At 63.2% G+C, this 18,396-nt stretch carries 6 protein-coding genes; 2 read left to right on the top strand and 4 right to left on the bottom strand.

Annotated elements, in window-relative coordinates:
• Positions 1 to 213 precede the first annotated feature (213 nt).
• Both LT988_RS03380 and LT988_RS03375 read right to left on the bottom strand, forming a co-directional pair.
• A complete protein-coding gene (locus LT988_RS03380; RefSeq protein WP_232408839.1) occupies positions 214 to 2,568 on the bottom strand; it encodes an FG-GAP-like repeat-containing protein in 2,355 nt (784 codons plus the stop codon).
• A gap of 651 nt (positions 2,569 to 3,219) precedes the next feature.
• On the bottom strand, positions 3,220 to 4,443 hold the full coding sequence (locus tag LT988_RS03375) for a glycosyltransferase family 4 protein (protein ID WP_232408838.1): 1,224 nt from the start codon (positions 4,441 to 4,443) through the stop codon (positions 3,220 to 3,222).
• A gap of 621 nt (positions 4,444 to 5,064) precedes the next feature.
• Between LT988_RS03375 and LT988_RS03370 the strand changes: the two genes are divergently transcribed.
• A complete protein-coding gene (locus tag LT988_RS03370; RefSeq protein WP_232408837.1) occupies positions 5,065 to 6,171 on the top strand; it encodes a glycosyltransferase family 4 protein in 1,107 nt (368 codons plus the stop codon).
• A 189-nt stretch (positions 6,172 to 6,360) separates the two neighbouring features.
• Here the strand turns inward: LT988_RS03370 and LT988_RS03365 are convergent, their stop codons facing one another.
• The gene (locus LT988_RS03365; RefSeq protein WP_232408836.1) at positions 6,361 to 9,855 is read right to left on the bottom strand and encodes a PKD domain-containing protein; all 3,495 of its coding nucleotides are present in this window, start codon (positions 9,853 to 9,855) and stop codon (positions 6,361 to 6,363) included.
• Positions 9,856 to 10,175: 320 nt separating this feature from the next.
• Positions 10,176 to 17,219, bottom strand: coding sequence for a PKD domain-containing protein (locus LT988_RS03360; RefSeq protein ID WP_232408835.1), 7,044 nt, complete (start codon positions 17,217 to 17,219; stop codon positions 10,176 to 10,178).
• Between the two features lie 541 nt (positions 17,220 to 17,760).
• Between LT988_RS03360 and LT988_RS03355 the strand changes: the two genes are divergently transcribed.
• Positions 17,761 to 18,396, top strand: coding sequence for a hypothetical protein (locus LT988_RS03355; protein WP_232408834.1), 636 nt, complete (start codon positions 17,761 to 17,763; stop codon positions 18,394 to 18,396).

Here is an 18,396-nt window from a genome sequence, read left to right as displayed (position 1 = left end):
TACAGCTCCCTACGGCAACGTAATGGGTTTTCCAGGCCGACCCGGCGAAAGATTCCACTCTGATGCGGCCATCCGCGCGCGTCGCTCCGGCAACCCGTGGCTAAAGGGACTATGTCGCGGCGCCACCCGCATTGTGAAGTTCCGGTGGATCGTTTCGCTCACCACCGGTGCATTCACAAGGGAGTTGGCGGGGGTAAGCCGAAATCCTGATTTTCAATTAAGGATGATGTAAGCAATGGCCTCTCCGATGTGAATACGCTCTGGGTCGCGGATCTGATCCTCGTCGAAGGCGAGGTGCAGAGCGGCATTGGCGAGAGGGTTGTTGCCGTAAAGGACCGGCCAGCCGCCGTCGCCGCCTTGCATGGCGGCGGCGGAGATTAGTGCTGTTGCCGTCGGCGAGGCGAGTGCGGCGGGCACCAAAAAGGGCGGGGCATTGTCGACTCCGCCGACGCGGGCGGTGCTCACACCGGCCTGATAAGCGAGGCTGCCGACGGTGCCGCTGCCGGCCTCGATCACCAGATAGCCGACGAGCTCGTTGGCACGGGTGTTGACGGAGTCTTCGCCGACGTGCTTGCCGATGACCAGACTGCTGGCGGTGGGCACCTGTTTGGGGCTGCCGCCGCGGGCCCAGAATACCGACCAACGCGGGTCGTTCTCGGACATAATCTGGCCAAGGACGACCGGTTTGGTGTAAGGCTGGGCGTAGTTTCGGGCGTTACCCGCTGACCAATTACCTCTGCGGCTGGTTTGGGTCGAGGTCGCTCGTACGGCCTCCATCGTGATGCCGTGCGTTGCGCGGGTATAGACACCGGCCTCGACGACCAGGTAGTGCAGGGTATATGGCTCGGTGAGAAGCGTCCCACTGGGGTTCTGCACGCGAACCTCGAAACGGTTGGCAGCTGCGTTGCGCACCCGGGCGACCACTGGCAAGGCCGGCGGCGCGTCGTACTGTACCGAGGCAATGACGACCGGGTTGGTGAAGGTACGGGGCAGCGTGACTGTTTGCCAGATGTCACCGACGCCGGAGACGGTGCCATGATGAATGAGCGACTGACCGCCGGGAGTAATTGCGAAGCTGACGGTGGCGACGTTGGAGACCGCTCCGGCGGTATCGGCGACGGTGTAGGTGAAGGAATCGGCGGTGGCTGTCGCGCCGTTATGCCGATAGGTGACCGAGCCGTTTTCGTTGGCGGTGGCAACTCCGGCGCGCGGCGGCGTGACGATCCGCAGGCTCATCGGATCGATCGTAGCATCCCCGTTCGGATCGGTGTCATTGGCGAGCACGTCGACAACTGCGACACCGCCTTGTGTGATGCCGGCGCTGTCGTTACGGGCCACCGGTGGTCGGTTTGTCTGCCCGTCGAGATTCATGAATTCCAGAGGTCCTGCAATGCCGTCGGTGGCGTTGACGACTAGCACACCTTCGCGACCGTCGTTGTCGTGGTCGAGTGCGGCAAGTCTGACGCGGTTTCCGGTTCCTTCGGCCGTGGAGGCTCCGACTTGGACCGCGGTAAACTGTCCGCCGCCGTTGTTCCGCAGGAGCAGATCGGGCAGGTTCGGTGACTGACCGCCGCGGCCGACATAGATGTCGAGGATTCCGTTGCCGTCGGTATCAACGGTGACGGTGCGCTTGACCTCGGTGCCATAACATTGCTGAGGGCCGAAGCTCCAAAACCCGGTTCCCGGCCGTATACACGCGCGCCCGTTCCCGACCAAGATCAGGTCGAGATATCCATTCCCGTTGAGATCAGCGGCATCGACATGGTTGTAGTATTTCGCCAAGTTAAGAGCCGGTGCTACGTCTTCGAATCCATTTCCTCCAAGATTGCGGTAAACGTAAAGTCTCTTGCTGCCGCAAACGAACAGGTCGTCATAACCGTCTCGATCGATGTCCACAGCGAGGGCACACCAAGCTCCTAGCTCTTGGGTCAGACCGCTGATGACGGCTTCGGTAAAGCGCCTGCCGCCTTGGTTCACGAAGACGCGGTTCGGACTCGGGATGCCATCTTTGCGCGGGAAGTCGTTACCCACAAAAAGGTCGGGGAATTCATCACCGTTGTAATTGAACCAGGCCACACGGCGACCGCGCCCGTAAGGATCGGTGACACGCCATTGGGATGCTTGGTCGAGGAAGGTTCCGTCCTGTTGCTGAATCCACAGTTGGTTGGCCTTCGTCGCCGTTCCGAAATTGGCGCCGACGATGCAGTAGAGGTCCGGCAAGCCGTCTTGGTTTGGGTCTCCCCACTGGCAGTCGAGTCGATCGGCAAGGCCGAAGTTCGTTTTTCGGTCTTGCGAGAATCTGCCGCCGAGGTTTCGGTAAAGTCGCATTTCCTGCATCCAGGCTCGGTTGTACAGGAAGTCGGCCAGTCCGTCGCCATCATAGTCCTCAACCGATACGCCATAAGAACGCGACGTTTCAGCGATTCCGACCGAGTCAGCGATGTTCAGCAGGCCGGCATCGGAGATGGCCGTACCGGGGATCAGCCAAGTCGCCACTAAGAAGCCAGCGGTCAGGACGGCCTTTTTGGCCAGAGAGCGACTAGGTGCGAAAATCGTATCAGACTGCATGGGCGGCCACCGTGCTTGAAGTAGGGGTCCGAAGCCTCGTCGGCTCAGAGTTTCAAACCATCGGATTCCGAAGTATTGGAGGCTGCTCGGACATGGGTAACCTAGCGCATCCGCTGCATCCATGCGGCGTTGTCAGTCCAGGGTTTCGGTATCGTGGTTAAGTCTTTATTAACGCAGACGTTACTGCATGGAGCGAGCGACAAGAACAACTTGAATTCGCCTTCTTGCTGCATGTGCACGCAAGTTGCGGGCTCAGGAAGTTTGCGAGTTCAGCGCATCTGTGTTGGTGTTGTGTGCATGTCGTATCACCGCGAACCTCTGAAGCCAACAAGCTAGAGGTCCGAGTACCGTATCATCCCACAAGGCTTGTCGCCGAGTGTATGAGAGTTTACCCGCGCTGAAAAGACCGCCCGTTGTTGGAAGAGAATCTCGCCTCCTTCCGCCCTATAGGTACTGGCTATGGCTGCTCGGGCACGGCTGCGGTTCAATCGCACGGAACGCGAGGGCGGAAGGCTGCGAAGCGAAGGGTTGCGTCCGCCATTCCGAGGGCTTCCACCTTGGCGTGCAGTCATAGGCGCCCGCACCGGCCGCCTTGTGAGCGAGTCGGAGGCTTCCTCGGGGAATTTCGCTTGGTTTTGTTGATTGTTGCAGCTAAACAACGCCAAGGGATCTGTAGAGTACAGAGAGTCTGTCACGATGGCGGGCGTCGGAGAAGTTATTTTCAACCCAGCATCGGCCTGCCATGCCCATCTCTGTTACCTCCGAGGCGTTGAGAGTTGCGAACTTCAGCAAGACCGCAGCCAAGGCTTCCTCGTCACCGCTTTCGAAGGTATCCCCAGTTTCACCTGAACGAATCAGTTCGGGAATCCCGCCGATCCTTGCTCCGATCACAGGGCGTCCTAGTGCGTACGCTTCAAGGACGCTGATCGGGGCGTTTTCGTACCATTCCGAGGGTAGGACAAGGGCGCGGCTCGCCTTGATGGCTTTTTGCAGATCCTCTCCGGCAAGATAGCCTAGAAACTCGACTTGGCCGCCGGTCTGCTCTGCAAGTGCGCGAAGCATTTCCTCCTCAGGGCCGGTGCCGATGATGCGTAGCGGAACATCCGCCAGCGCGGCTGCCTTGATCAAGGTTCTAAGCCCCTTCTCATGACCTAAGCGCCCGACATAGACGAACGCCTTTCCGGGTGTCGGGTCGGGTGTAAACCGTGTGGTGTCGACGAAGTTGGGGAGGTAGGTGAATCTGTCTCGGCTCCAACCCCATTCAACGAACTTTTCCAGGTAGAACCGGCTCGGGACGACGAATCGTTCGACGTTGCGCGAGTACAGCTGCAGGGCGCGGTGGACCAAGGTCTCCAAGGCGATGGTGCCGCTGAGTGCATAGGAATCTTTAACGCATTTGTGTGCGACAACGTTCCAAATTCGGCCGCCTTTACATCGCTCGCAGATTCCGTCGTGCGTCAGCATCTTGTAGGCGGGGCAAGCAAGCTTTAGGTCATGGAGCGTCAGAATCGTCGGGATGCCTTCCTCTTTGAGTGCCCCGAAGATGGAGGGTGAGATGTGATGGTAGACGTTGTGGGCATGGGCGATATCAGGTCTGGCAACACGGATCAGGTCGCGAATCTTGCGGCGTGCTTCGAACGAATAGATGACCTTCGGGATCCGGGCGGCTTTCTCGAGGAAGGAATAGTCTTCGCCGTACTCGATTTCGTCGACGAAATATTCCGACCACGGGGACGGCAGGTTCTGCGGATGTTTCATGGCGAACGGGACGACATCCCATCCGGCATCGGCGAGGAGTTTTGCAGACTCCAGAAACACGACTTCTGCGCCGCCGCGACGGTAGTAGTAGTTGTTGATGGCCAATAATCGGGGCACAGTGGGCCTCTATGGATGTCGATGCCGTTTGGTCGAGTCTTCGGCGCTGTTTTTCTGACTCGGAAATCCAGTTTGTCTGTGCTCGGCCGGCGTTTTGGTCGTAAGTGCTGCCATCGCCGCTCATGCCGGCGGAGCGCCTAAAACCAACGTGACACGTGCTTGTTGATCAGACAGGTGGCCGGTAGGGTGGACGAGCGAGAGCGAAGTCCACCGAGCCCTATACCGAACTTGGTGGATGCGCTGCGCTCACCTACCCTGCGGCTCGTTTCGGCGCCGTAGCCGGGTTTATTGGCAATGCCTGTGACACGGCTGGAGTGGTGCCACGGGAGATGTTGTCGGGTGATGTCGGAACCTTGCTCGGCGAGATGACGAGTGACGTCGCCGGAGGTTCGTCGTCCTAGACGAAATCTTACATCATCTGAGAGGCAAGCGTTCGAACTGCCCTCCAAGCCGTGTCGGTGGATGCGCTGCGCTTATCCACCCTACAATTTTGGCGGGGTTGGGGGTCGGTGGATGCGCTGCGCTTATCGACCCTGCGATCTGCGGGGTCGGCGATCCGGGGTGGAAACGGCTTGGTCGGCGCTGCCCTTGTCCGAGAAATGCTAGGTGAAGGACGACGCAATGGATGTAGTTTGGCTCGGTTTTCGAGGTTTTCCCGGCGTGATGGGTGGTGTGGAGACGCATGCCGAGCAGATCTGTCCGCGGCTCGCCGAGCTTGGCTGCACCGTTGAGGTGATCGGGCGGGCCGGTTATCTGCCGACGCAAAATGTCGGGGTTCCCGGTGTTCGGATGACGCGACTCTGGGCGCCGAGATCGAAAAATCTCGAGGCGTTCGTGCACACCTTTCTGGGAGTGCTTTATGCCGGAATCAGACGGCCGGAAATTCTGCACATCCAGGCGATCGGTCCTGCGATTATGACTCCGCTCGCACGTTTGCTCGGGCTTCGGGTCGTCGTGACTCACCACGGGCCGGATTACGATCGGCAGAAGTGGGGACGTCTCGCCAAGTGGGTCATTAAGCGGGGCGAATCGTGGGGGATGCGTTTCGCAAACGAACGCATCGTGATCTCGGAGACGATTCAGGCACACGTGCGTCATGCGTACGGGTTGGACTCGGTCCGGATCCCGAACGGCGTCACGCTTCCGGTGATCCCTGCCGAGGAGGACGCGCTCGCTGGATTCGGGCTCACGGCCGGGCGATACGTGTTGTTGGTCAGCCGGTTGGTGCCGGAGAAGCGCCATGATGACCTCATCGGGGCATTCGCGAAGGCGGGCCTTCCGGGATGGAAATTGGTCATCGTAGGCTGTGCGGATCATCCGGATCAGTACTCGGCTCGCGTCGAGGCCTTGGCGGAAGCGACGCCCGGAGTGGTTATGGCGGGGTTTCAGACCGGTGATGTTTTGAGGCAACTCTTTGCGCACGCGGGGGTTTTTGTGCTTCCGTCATCTCATGAAGGTCTTCCGATCGCGTTGCTGGAGGCGTTGAGCTTCGGGTTGCCGGTTCTGGCGAGTGATATTCCCGCGAATCTCGAGATCGGTTTGCCGGCCGAACATTACTTTCCTTTAGGCGATGTCGTGATTTTGGCTGAGCGGTTGCGTGAGCTCGCGGATGCGGGAAGGGATCCGGCGTACTCGGATCGGGTTCGGGGCTGGGTATCTGATCGGTATAGTTGGGAGCTGGTCAGCCAACTGACATTGGATGTCTATCGAAGGGTCTTGGGTCATTAAGGCGACAAAGGACTCGTGGTGCCGCAGGGCATGATTGACACCGCGGAGCGCGGGTCACGCGTTCGGCATAACGGTTAGGCGATTCTCATGATGGGCATTCCGACGGTGCATACCCGGAAGACCTGTCGAGGCAGCAAGGGCGAATAAATTCGCCCCTACACGCAGGGAAATCCTTTTCCGGAAATCACCTTAGTAGTTTGACCAGCCGCTAAAGGTCGCGCCTTTGGGAACCGCGACGACCGTGAAGCGCGCATCGAGCGGATACCATTCCTTCGGATCCTCGCCTGCCCACAATACGAATCCGTCATAGTTGGTCACCGGCACCCCGTTCGTGTTCTTGATCGCGATACCGTAGCGTGTCCTTGGGTCCGTCCACACAATCGGCTTCCCGTCCTTTTTCCACATGGTCGGAATCGCGGCGGACCAAATGACCTGATTCCCGGTCGTACCCTGAACATTCGCCGTCGGCGTGCAGGTCTCTCGGGAAGTCGTCCATCCGGAGGTCGGAGTTTCCCACTGCCACACGCAGAACTGAATCTTCATGGCTTGTGGAACGGGTTGGCTCTTGACTTGTACGCGCATGTGCAGGGTGCCATTCGCGTAGTCGACCGGCGACGTCCAGTCGCCGTTGGAGCCGGCGAGCATCTCGAAGATCCGGTTACGCGGCTTCGCGACCGGCTCGGCCTTCGGGAAACCTCTGTCGTCCTCGATGACCGGCCAATTCCAGTCGAAGACCTTAAGCTCCTTGCCTGTGCCCCCCGGAGGAGGAGCGGATCCGACAGTAATTGTCTTGGACGCAGTCGCGTTTGCTCCGTCATTGTCGGTGACGGTCAGGGTCGCCGTGTAGGTTCCCGCCGCCGTATAGGTATACCCGGGCGAGACTGCGGTGCTTGTGCCGCCATCGCCGAAGGACCAAGTCCGACTCACGATCGCTCCGCCGACGTCCGACGACGTCGATGAGTTGAAGCTCACCGTCAACGGCGCCGTTCCGCTGGTCGGGCTCGCGGTGAAGGATGCAACAGGAGGAAGGTTCCCGGTGCCGCCGCCCTCGTTTCCGAGCGCGAGGTAGGCGACCTGCTCGGCGCCGTGGGACCGCTCCGTGTCTGTGATCTGGTCTTCGTCGAACGCGAGCCCGAGGACACCGGCGGCGAGCGGATTTGCGCCGAACAAGACCGGCCAGCCGCCGTCGCCGCCGCGCATGCCGGAGGCGGAAACGACCGCGGTCGAGGGCGTTGAGCCGCTCGAGAGCGCTATCGAGTAAGGTCCCGCAGCGATCCCGGCGACGACCGGTGCGCTGACGCCGGCTTGATAGGCGACGCCGCCGATATTGCCGCTTCCCGCCTCGATCACCAGATAGCCGATGGCCTCGTTCGCGCGTGTTTTGTCGGTGTCTTCGCCGACGTGTTTGCCGGCAGAGAGTGCGCTTGGGCTCGGAGGGCTGTCCTTGGTGGCGCCGCGTGCCCAGAAGACCGACCAGCCCGCGTCGTTGGCGCTCATGACCTGGCCCAGGACGACGGGTGTGGCGTAGCTGTTGGTGTAGGCGCGAGTTTCCTTCGCCGTCCAAGCGCCTTTTGCGTTCGTCTTGGTCGAGGTGGCCTTGACCGCCTCCATCTTGATCCCGTGCTCGGCGACGCTGTAGGTGCCGGCGTCCACGACCGTGTAATCGACGCTGTAGGTTCGGGCGAGGGATTGATCGCTCGGGTTCTGCACGCGCACTTCGAATTGGTTGCCGGAGGCATTGCGCACGCGCGTGACGACGGGTTGTACCGCTGCGTCCGGATATTGCACCGAAGCGATCACGACCGGATCCTTGTAGTCATAGGGTAAGGCGACGGTCTTCCAGGTTTCGCCGACGTTCTCGACCCTGCCGTGATGGAAGACCGGGGGCGCGCTGCCCACGGCCGGGATGACGTTGATTGCGGCACTGTCGGTGCCGATCCTGCCCTGGCTGTCGGTGACTGTGAGGAGAACTGTGTAAGTCCCGGGTTGAGTGAAGGTGTGGCTCGCAAAGGGTCCGGAGGCGGTCGCGCCGTCACCGAAATCCCAGCTGTAACTCAGAGTGCCGCCATCGGGATCCGTCGAGTCGGTTCCGTCGAGCTCGACCGTGAGCGGTGCGGAGCCGCTCGCCACGTTGCTTTTCAAGACGGCCTGCGGTCCTTCACCGGGCAGGAGCGCCCCGACGGCGACGGCGAAATGATCGGTCGCGGTCGTGCCGGTGGCGGAGGTCACCGTGAGGGTCACGGTAAAGATGCCTTCCTGCGCGAAGGTGTGACTGGCTAAGGCGCCGTTGGCGGTGCCGCCGTCGCCGAAGTCCCAGGCGTAGCTGGTGATGGGCCCGCAGGCGCAGCTCGAGGTTCCGCCGTTGACGTTGATGGTCAAGTCGGCCGGACCTGCGACGCGGTTGGCCAGGGCGCGTGCAACCGGGATTCCGTCGTCCTGCGGACGGGACTCCGGGGCGCCGAGGGTGCCGGTGACGTTGTCCGCGGCTGCGGAGCGGACCAGGGGTGAGACCGTCGCGAGTTTTGTGTTGTCGACCAAGCCGACCGAAAAGCGGCGTGCGCCGGAAAGCAAGGGATTGAGGCGATCGCGGCCGAGGCCGAAGACCGTCATGGCGCCATCCATAGGCCGATAGGAGTCGATCGTCGAATCGCCCTGATGGCTCGCAACATAGAGCGCACGTCCGACGCCTGGATCGGCGAAGTAGACCCATTCCTCGCCGGGAATATCCAGCTTCCAACTTGCAGATGCCTTTGTCTGGGTGCCGTTGGAGCGAACGACGAGGTCGGTGTCCGGATCGAGCGTTCCGCCGGGCGTGCCCTCGTAGAGGAACCAGTAGTTGCCGGCAGCTCGGGTGACGGTCATGGTGGCGTGGGTCGGAAGGATCTCCCAAAGCGTGGACCACCGTCCGTCCGCTGTTTCGGAGTGGATGCGTGTGCGCAGGGGGCCGCGATCGATGATACTCGACCGCGCGGTGCCGGGTCCGGGGTGGAAGTATCCGCCGCTCGCCGGTGGCACCATGTTCGGGATGCCCCGGTACTCGCCGCTTGCACCGCTCGCGGCGGAGTAGCCGATCCAGTCGTTGCCGCTCGTGTCCACCAGGCTGGAGAAACCGGCGCCGTCTTTGTGGTAGTACCAGTCGCCGATGAGCGTGTTCACGGCGACACTCGGATGGCCCTCGTCGATGGCGCCGTCGGTGACGAAGATTCGAGGAAGGACCGGGGCTGCCGGCAGGGATGCGCCGGACGCGAAGTAGAGCTGGTAATACCGTCGTCCGTTCGAGGGTGTCGCGCCTTCCATCAGGAGGACCAATTCACCGGTCGCATTCGATCTCGGGTCGAAATCCGGCGCCGGGTCGAACTGAAACGGCGCGGCGGGGTTGAGCACCACGCCGGCGCTTGATGTCTCGAGCACTCGGAGCGATCGCACATCCAGGGTGGTCGATCCGGCGCCGGCCTGCATGAGCAGGCTCGTCAAGTCGATCGGAAGGGCAACGATCTTGTCGACGAGTGCGGTGGATCCCGCCGCGACTTCGAGCGGGACGCGGTATTCGTGGAGATTGCTCCACCAGTCGTCGGCGGATGCGGTCCGGGAAGCCCCGCCCAGACCCATGAGCAGCAGACAAAGGAGTGTGAGTGCGGTGAAAGGTCGTGTCACTGTGCGTCGTGCTTGGATTTTATTGTCCATTTTTCGTCTCATGAACCGGTTAGGCGCAAGGGTTTCCTGTCGGCCGATAGGCTCCGAGTTTCGGCCGAATCGGTCAAGTCGTGTCATTACAAGGTTTGCGGGCGCCTGGCCCGCCTTCGACGCAATCCTTAAACGCCATCAGCGCCCGCCATGGTGTGGCGGCGCTCCGGCGTCTCGGTGAATCCAGCGCGACCGACTGCGGCAGGCTCGCACCGGGACCGCAAATTGTGCCGAGCCCTGCGAGCCAACTTACCGCGGGTGCAAGTTGTGCTTCGTGTCGTCAGCACAACCTACCGCGTTGGAATCTTCCGGAAATCGCTTTATTCCAGCAAAAGGTAGGCCACCTGCTCGGTGGTGTGGGTGGTCTCGAGATCGGCGAGCTGGTCTTCCTGGAAGGCGAGATCCAGGGCTCCGGCGCTGAGGGGCGCGAGCCCGAAGAGGATGGGCCAGCCGCCGTCGCCGCCTTGCATGGCTGAAGCGGACAGCACGGCGGTCGTCGGAGCGATGCCGGCGGGGTACGGCACAGCGTAGGGCGGGATACCCTCGACCCCCGCGACCGTTCGGGCGCTGAGGCCGGCCGTATAACGGGTGTCCGCGGCCACGCCGCTGCCTGCCTCGATGACCAGATAACCGATGGTTTCGTTGGCACGGGTCTTCTCGAAGTCTTCCCCGACATGCTTCGAGACGACGAGGGTGCTGGAGGTGGGTGGCGTTTTAATGGTACCGCCGCGCGCCCAGAACACCGACCAGAGCGGGTCGTTCTCGCTCATAACCTGACCGACGACAACCGGGTTGGTGTAGCTCTGCGCGTAGGCGCGGGTGTTGCCTGCAGACCAGTTGCCGCTTCCACTGGTTTGGTTCGAGCTGAACCGGGCGGCCTCCATCTTGATGCCGTGCTCGGCGAGGGTATAGACGCCGGCCTCGACCACCGTGTAGTGGATGGTGTAGGTCGCGTCGAGTGGCTCGTTCCCCGGATTCTGTACGCGCACCTCGAAGCTGTTGCCGATGGCGTTGCGCACCCGCGCGATCGCGGGGAATGCGGGAGGCGCGTCGTACTGGACGGCAGCGATGACGACCGGATTGGTATAGCTGCGGGGTAGCGTGACGGTACGCCAGGTGTCGTCGATTGCCGAAAGCGTCCCGTGGTGGAAGACCGAGGCCGTTGCGGGGGCTGCGGTGATCGTGAGCGACACCTCCGCGACATTCGAAACGGTCCCAAGCGCATCAGCGACGGTGTAGCTGAAGCTGTCGGTCGTGGTGGCAGAGCCGTCGTGGATATACGTCAGGCGCCCGGTGCCGTCGTCACTCAGCGTGCCGGAGGCGGGCAGACTCTGAATCACGACGGTGCCGGGGTCGAGATCGCCGTCCGGATCGCTGTCGTTGGCGAGGACGTCGATCACGACGGTGTCTCCGCGCACGACGGATGCCGTGTCGTCGACGGCGATCGGCGGTCGCGGCTCGATCGAATCGGCGGTGCTGACGAAGTAATCGACGAGCGCCGTATTCGCGGGTACCGGGCTGCCGGAGTTTCCGGCAAAGACGCCGATAGCGCTGACGTTCATGGAGTGGCTGAAGCCAGTTAAGGTCTGCCAGTTTGTGCCGTCGGTCGAGTACTTCGGCGTCCAGAGACTGCCCTGGCGTGCCAACCGCAGATGGAGCGGGCTGCCCGCGAGCGAGGTGGCAACATTGTGCCGAATCGTCGGGGTGCCGTCGACCAGTGTGGCGGCGAAGACTCGGACCTGGGAGCCGTCGTGGTGCACGTCGAATCGCACGAATCGAGTGGCCGACTCCTCGACCACCAGACCCTGGATCTGAAAGCGCTGGGTGACCGGCGAATCGAATTTGATCTCGACTTCGAAGTCCGCGTTTGGTGCCGCCTGCATGAGACGTGGCGCGAAGTTGCCGGCGGTCCAGATGTCGTGCGCGGTTGCGCCGGGTACGGCGATTCCGGCCTGCGCGCCGTTGAGCGACAGCGTGGCATCGCCGAGCGGATTGACGAAGGTCCAAACGCCGGTGCCGAGCGTGCTCCTATTGAACGTGTCGGAGACGATGCCTCCTCCGGTTCCGTCTGCGACGACGGTCACGCTCTGCGTTCCACTCGAGCTGTTGCCGTTCGCATCGGTAGCGGTCCAGGTCACCAGGGTCGTGCCGACCGGGAAGCCGCTGCTCGGGGCGTCGTTGACGAGTGTCACCGGCTCGAAGAGATCGGTGGCTGCGGCCTGGCCCAGGTTGACCGGAGTCAGGGTTCCGGTGGCATTCGTGACGATGTTCGGCGGGGCCGTGACCTGTGGAGCGGTGGTGTCGGAGACGGTCACCCGTTGCGTGGCGGTTCCCGTAAGACCCTCGGCGTTGGTCGCCGACCAGGTGACGAGCGTCGTGCCGAGCGGGAAGCCGCCCGACGGTGCGTCGTTCGTCACCGGGGAGCCGTCGCTGCTGCTCCCGGAGCCCAAGGCGACCGAGGTGAGAGTCCCCGTGGCCTCGGCGGCGATGTCGGGCGGCGGGGTGACGGTCGGGGCACTCGGGCCGTCCGCGCCCCCGAGGACCAGGAAGGCGACCTGCTCGCTGCCGTGGGTGCGTTCCGTGTCGGCGATCTGGTCCTCGTCGATGGCCAGCGCGAGTGCACCGTTGGCGAGCGGGTCTGCACCGAACAGGACCGGCCAACCGCCGTCGCTGAACTTCATGCCGGCGGAGGAGACGACTGCGGTAGACGCCTGCGTGGCAAGCTGGTACGGAACGGCGAAGGGCGGCGAATTGCCGACGCCCTGCACGGCGGCCGTGCTGACACCCGCCTGATAGGCCACGCCGTCGGTCATGCCGGTGCCGGATTCGATGACCAGATAGCCGATCAGCTCGTTCGCACGGGTCTTGACCGTGTCCTCGCCGACATGCTTGCTCGCGGAGAGCTTCGTCGGGCTCGGTGCGTCGTCCTTCGTGTCGCCGCGAGCCCAGAAGGACGACCAGCGCGGGTCATTCGCGCTCATCACCTGTCCAAGCACGACCGGCGCGCTGTAGCTGTTGATGTAGTTGCGGGCCTCCTGTTGCCACCACGAGCCCTTGGAGTTCGTGTTGTTCGAGGTGAACTTAACCGCCTCCATTTTGATGCCGTGCTGGGCCTGCGTGTAGACGCCGGCCTCGACGACGGTGTAGTTCACGCTGTAGGTACCGGCGAGCGACTGGCCGCTCGGGTTCTGCACGCTCAGCTCGAATCGGTTGCCGACGGCATTCCGCACCCGCGTGACCACAGGCCGTGCGGAGGCGTTCGGGTAGCGCACGGAGGCGACGACGACCGGATTGGTGTAGTTGTAGGGCAAGGTGACGGTCTGCCAGCTCGCGCCGACGCCGTCGAGCATGCCGTGGTGCAGCACCGGCGGCGGGGGCGGCTCGTTCGGATCGGAGGTGATGGGGCTGATCGTCACGTTGCCGAAGCTTGCGTCGACGTAATGGGCCACCAGGAGCAGTGATCCGCCTTCCACATCGTTTGCATCGGTCGCGATGATCTCCCAGCCGGCCGGCTCCGGGTCGGTCGCCCGCCAAACCTTGGCGCTGTATCGGGTGGTCCCGCCGGTTAGGGATTCGACTCGCACCTTCCAGATGTAGGCAACCCCGGTACTCAGCGTACGGGCCAGCGGATCGAGAACATCGAAGTTCTCGAAATCCGTCACGTAGAGCGATCCGGAGCCGTTCTGCTCGAATTCGTACCAGGCGCCACCACCGGCCGGGTAATAGCCCCATGCGGGCTGAGAACCCGTCCAATTGCTGTGTCCGGGCCACTTGAGCATGACGCCGAGGGCCGGCTTGAAATTGGGCCTCTCGAATCCCTTCGCATCGAAGCCGTGCAGGGTGACCGGGACCGTCACCTCGTAGTCGGTCCAGGCGAGATCGCCGATCGCGACCAGGCGATCGTAGCCGCGCTGAATCGGGCGCAGCGCGCTGCCGACCAGCCCCCATTCCCCGTCGACGATCTGCGCGACGTCCTGGAGGTTGCCCGTTGCTGCCCAGTCAATGCTGTAATCCAGAGGCCAGACATTGCCGGGGGAGTGCTGCACGGTGACCGTTCTGACGGACTGGTTGCCGCCGCTGTCGGCTGCGCGGATCTCGATGAGATTGGCGCCGGGAATCAGGCTCGCGAAGGGAATTTCGACATTGAAGTCACCGGGCGCCTCGAGTCGACGGAACGGCCCGACCGAAAGGGCCTGCGCCGGCCCGCCGTTGAGTGAGTAGGTCACGGCGCCGAGACCGTCGGGGTCGGAGACGTTGCCGAGGACGTTGATTGCCCATTGAGGTGCGCCGAGTGCGCCGAAGGGTTGCTCGGGGCCGTACCAGACATCGATGACGGGAGCTCCCGCGGAGGTCACGTCCAATCGCGCCGCTCGGCTCGCGACACTGCCGGCCGCGTTGGAGACGGTCACGACGAACAGCGCACCGTTGTCCGCGGTGGTCACACTCGGGATGCTGTAGGAGGCACCGTTGGCGCCGGCGATGGGGAGACCGTTGCGGGACCACTGGTACGCGAGGGGGGCATCGCCGCTTGCAACTACCGAGAAGGTCGCCGTCTGACCCGCCGAGACGATCCGGTCGGCCGGTTGTGTGGTGATGACGGGTGCACCTGGCTCGGGGTCGATCGGTGCCGCGGTATCGAAGAAGTGATCGACCACGAGCATATGGGCGGGCACCGGGCTGCCCGAATTGGCCGCGTTGGCCGCGAAGACGCCGATCGCGGCGACATTCATGGTGTGGCTGAAGCTGCCCAGTGTTTGCCAAGCGGTGCCGTCGGTCGAGTACCTCGGGGTCCAGAGATTTCCCTGACGCGCCAACCGCAGGTAGAGGGGGCTGCCCGAGAGCGCCGTGGCGACGTTGTGCCGGACGGATGCTGCGCCGTCGACCAGGGTTGCCGCAAAGACGCGCACCTGGGTGCCGTCGTGATGGACGTCGAAGCGCAGGAAACGACTTGGAGACTCCTGGACCACTAGGCCCTGGATCTGGAATCGCTGTGTCACGGGCGAGTCCAATTTGATCTCGACCTCGAAGTTCGCATTCGGGGCCGCCTGCATGATACGTGGCGCGAAGTTGCCGGCCGTCCAGATGTCGTGCGCCGTCCCACCGGGTACGGAGATGCTGGCTTGCGCGCCGTTGAGCGAGAGGGCCGCATCCCCGAGTGGATTGACGAAAGTCCAGACGGCGGTGTCGAGCGAGCCTTGACTGAAATCGTCTGAAACGATTGCCGCGGCGGGTGGGGCCGCGGGCTGGGTTGCGAAGGTCAGGTCGCCGGTGGCGCGGGTATTGCCGGTCGCGTCGACGGCGTCGATGCGATAGTGATAGGTGCTCCCCGGGCTCAGACTCGAGAGCGTGACGCTATGCGTGGTCGAAAGGGTGGACGAAGTTGCTTCGCCCGTGCCGTAGCTCGCGCTCGGCCCGTAGACAAGGGTAGCGGTGGCCGGCTCGCTTGTCGTCCAGGTCAGGACCGCGGAGGTTTGGCCGGCGGAGACGTTGACGGGCCCGATGGTCGGCGCCGTCACGTCGCTGATGTAACCGGGCGCGGCGTTCAGGACGTCGGCGGTCCAGCCCCCGAAGGTTTTTCCGGGCGGGACCGCGACCACCGTGTAGCGGATATCGAGGGGATACCATGCGTCCGGGTTCTCGCCGTACCAGTTCCAGCCCGAGAAGTCGCTCACGGGCAGTCCGGCGCTGTTCTTGATGGACAGTGCGTAGCGCTGGCGCGGATTGGCCCAGTCCAGCGGGTTGCCGTCCTTCTTGTACATAGTCGGGATGGAGGACGACCACGTCACGACGGTTCCCGGGGTGCCGGGGACGTCGCGCATCGAGCTGCAGGTCTCCAGCGTAAGGCTATACTGCCACATGCAGAACTGGAGTTTCATCGCCTGAGCCACGGGCTGCCCGCGGATCTCGGCTCGCATCTGCAATGTGCCTTCGGCATAGTTGATGGGGGTGAGCCAGTTGCCGTTCGCGGCCGGCGCCGGAGGCTGGTCCCAGGGAAAGCCCCGGTCGCTCTTGGTGACCAGCCGATTGATCTCGAAGACCTTCAGCTCGGGTGCGCTGAAGGTGACGGCTTGCGTGCGCGTGTCGAGCTTGCCGCTGTCGTCGATCACCGTAAGGCTGACGTTGTAGGTCCCGAGCTGGGCGTAGCTGTGCTGGATCGTCGGGCCGGACTTGGCCGCACCGTCTCCGAGATTCCACTGGTAGGAGACGATGGAGCCGTCGGCATCCGAGGACGCGGTCGCGTCGAGCGTGACGGTGATGCCGTTCCAGCGGGCGGAGAAGCGGGCAACGGGCGGCGTGCTCGACGGATCCGTCGCGCGAATCATCTGCTCGGTGCTCCCGGTTTTGCCGAGGTTGTCGGTGACCTGGAGCGTCGCGGTATAGACGCCCGGGGAGACGTAGTCGTGGACGGGGGCGACCTCGGTGGAGCCAATGCCGTCCCCGAAGTCCCAGTCGTACGCAACGATGCTGCCGTCCGGGTCTGACGAGGCGCCCGCGTCGAACGAGACCATCAAGGGTGCATCGCCGTTCTGCGGCGTGGCCGAGAGCACGGCCTGTGGCGGGACGTTCGTCGCTTGGAGGTTCGCCTCGTCGATGAGGTCCTCAACCTGCGCTGCCGTCAACGCGGCGTCGAAGATCTGAACCTCGTCGATGCGTCCGTTGAAGAACCGGGCGTAGGAATTCCACGTGTACTGTCCCAGATCCAGGGCGCGGTCGTTGCCGCGGACCGGTCCCACCGCGCTGGTGGTCTCCGCGACCTGATTGCCGTCGATATAGAGCCGTAGGACGGAGGTGCCGTCCGCGACGAAGCGGTAGGTCACTGCGACATGTTGCCAGACCCCGACGCTCAGCGGGACGCTGGACGTCAGCTCCGTTTTGCCGGTGGTCGCATTGTTGCTCTTGTAGACCTCGACGGTGAGTCGGCCCGTACCGTCGGAGGTCCCGGCGCTCCACATGAGGCCACGCTCGGGTGCTCCTTGTTTGACGAGGATCGGGTTGCGGTCGGTCAGACTGTCGGGGAAAATCCAGGCAGAGAGCGTGAAATCCCGGGTGGTCGCGCCGAGCTTTCCGGGTATTCCGGGGCCCAAGAGCGCGTCGCCGCGGGTCGCGTAGGCGCCGTTCCCGCCGAGTGCCAGGGCGCCGTCGACGAACCCGGAGTCGGGCGCCCACTGCGCCGGTCCGGTGAGGGTAAGGTCGTTTGCGGCGACAGCGTCGGGTGCAGCCAGACCGGTTGCCTCGTCGAGAAACCAGTATGCGACCGGTGTGGGGAGTGTCTGCGCCGAGAGCGAGCAGGCGAAAACCAATAGGAGCAGCGATAGGAAGGAGAGCCGTTTCGCGATTCGGGTGCGTTCCGATATCCGTTTCATGTGCATGGGTGACCTCGTGTACGGCTTCGATTCCTAGCGTTTACAATGATTTCCGGTCCCGTCGTGGTGCGGACCGCGAGCAGTTCGGGAGGATTGCGGAGCGCCCTTCGGGCAATCCGGAATATGCGTCGACCTCGTCCCGGATTCAACGCGGACTCCAGACCATCATGACTCGGATCCGAGATTCGTGCCATCAGCCATGGTTTGGCGGCGAAACATCGATTGCGACCGCATCACGCCTTGCGGCGTAAGCCCGTTGTCGGCCGTTGTCAAGATCGATGATACACAGTCGGGCGAGATACCACGCGCACACCCGACGAACGCGCTGCTCTTGTCCCACCGGGTGGTGGGGCGCCGTTTGGCTCATTCGGCGACGTCGCTGCGACCAATAGGGCGAAAGACGACGGCCTGCTCTGCGTCTTCCCTCCGGCCTCATGTGACGATCTCATCGCTCTCTCCTTACAGCATGGAATATATCCGGGAGGTCTTCGCAGTTTCGAGGCCGTAGCAGCGCAGCCGCAGATACTGGCTCTTTGCGCTCATGTTGGTCGCCGCGGTGCTCGAGACCTTGGGTGTCGGTCGCATCATTCCGTTCTTGGCACTGGGGTCGGAGACCGACATGGGCGGCCGTTACACCATAGCTGAATCCCGACCTGGAACGATTGGGAATCCCGACCGGAAGCCCCCGATCGTGTTCGGTATGCTCGGCATGCTTGGATCTCTTGCGCTCAAGAGCGCGTTCGTGGTCTTCACGGTCCGGCAACGGTCGGCATTCGTCGCCGACACGCAGGCGGCACCGTCGCGTCGCCTGTTGCGCGCCTATCTCCTCCAGCCCGCCACCTTCCATTTCAGGCGCAACTCGGCGCAGCTGATTCGGAACATGAGGATGGAGTCCAACCAGTTCACGTCCGGGTTGAACAGTCTGCTCGCGTTCTTGCTGCCGGGGGACCGCCGGGACCCTCTTTCAATATGTCACCAAGCAGCCGATTCGTCGTTGGGCCAAGGCGCGCCCCTTTCATCAAGGCCGGAACATCCAGCATCCGTGGCTTCCATCGGATCTCGCCGCCGCATCACGGTGGCTGGGTCCCATCGTCGGACGCGGAAAACCGCACGTCCGGTGGTGGTCTTCGGGCCTACGAAAGGCTGCACGGACGGCCGCGGCGTGCTGCCTGCATAG

The sequence above is a fragment of the Thiocapsa bogorovii genome (assembly GCF_021228795.1).
GTDB classification, from domain to species: Bacteria; Pseudomonadota; Gammaproteobacteria; order Chromatiales; family Chromatiaceae; genus Thiocapsa; species Thiocapsa bogorovii.
The sequence above is the reverse complement of the archived record's forward strand: the minus strand, read 5'-3'. Positions and strand labels throughout refer to the sequence as shown.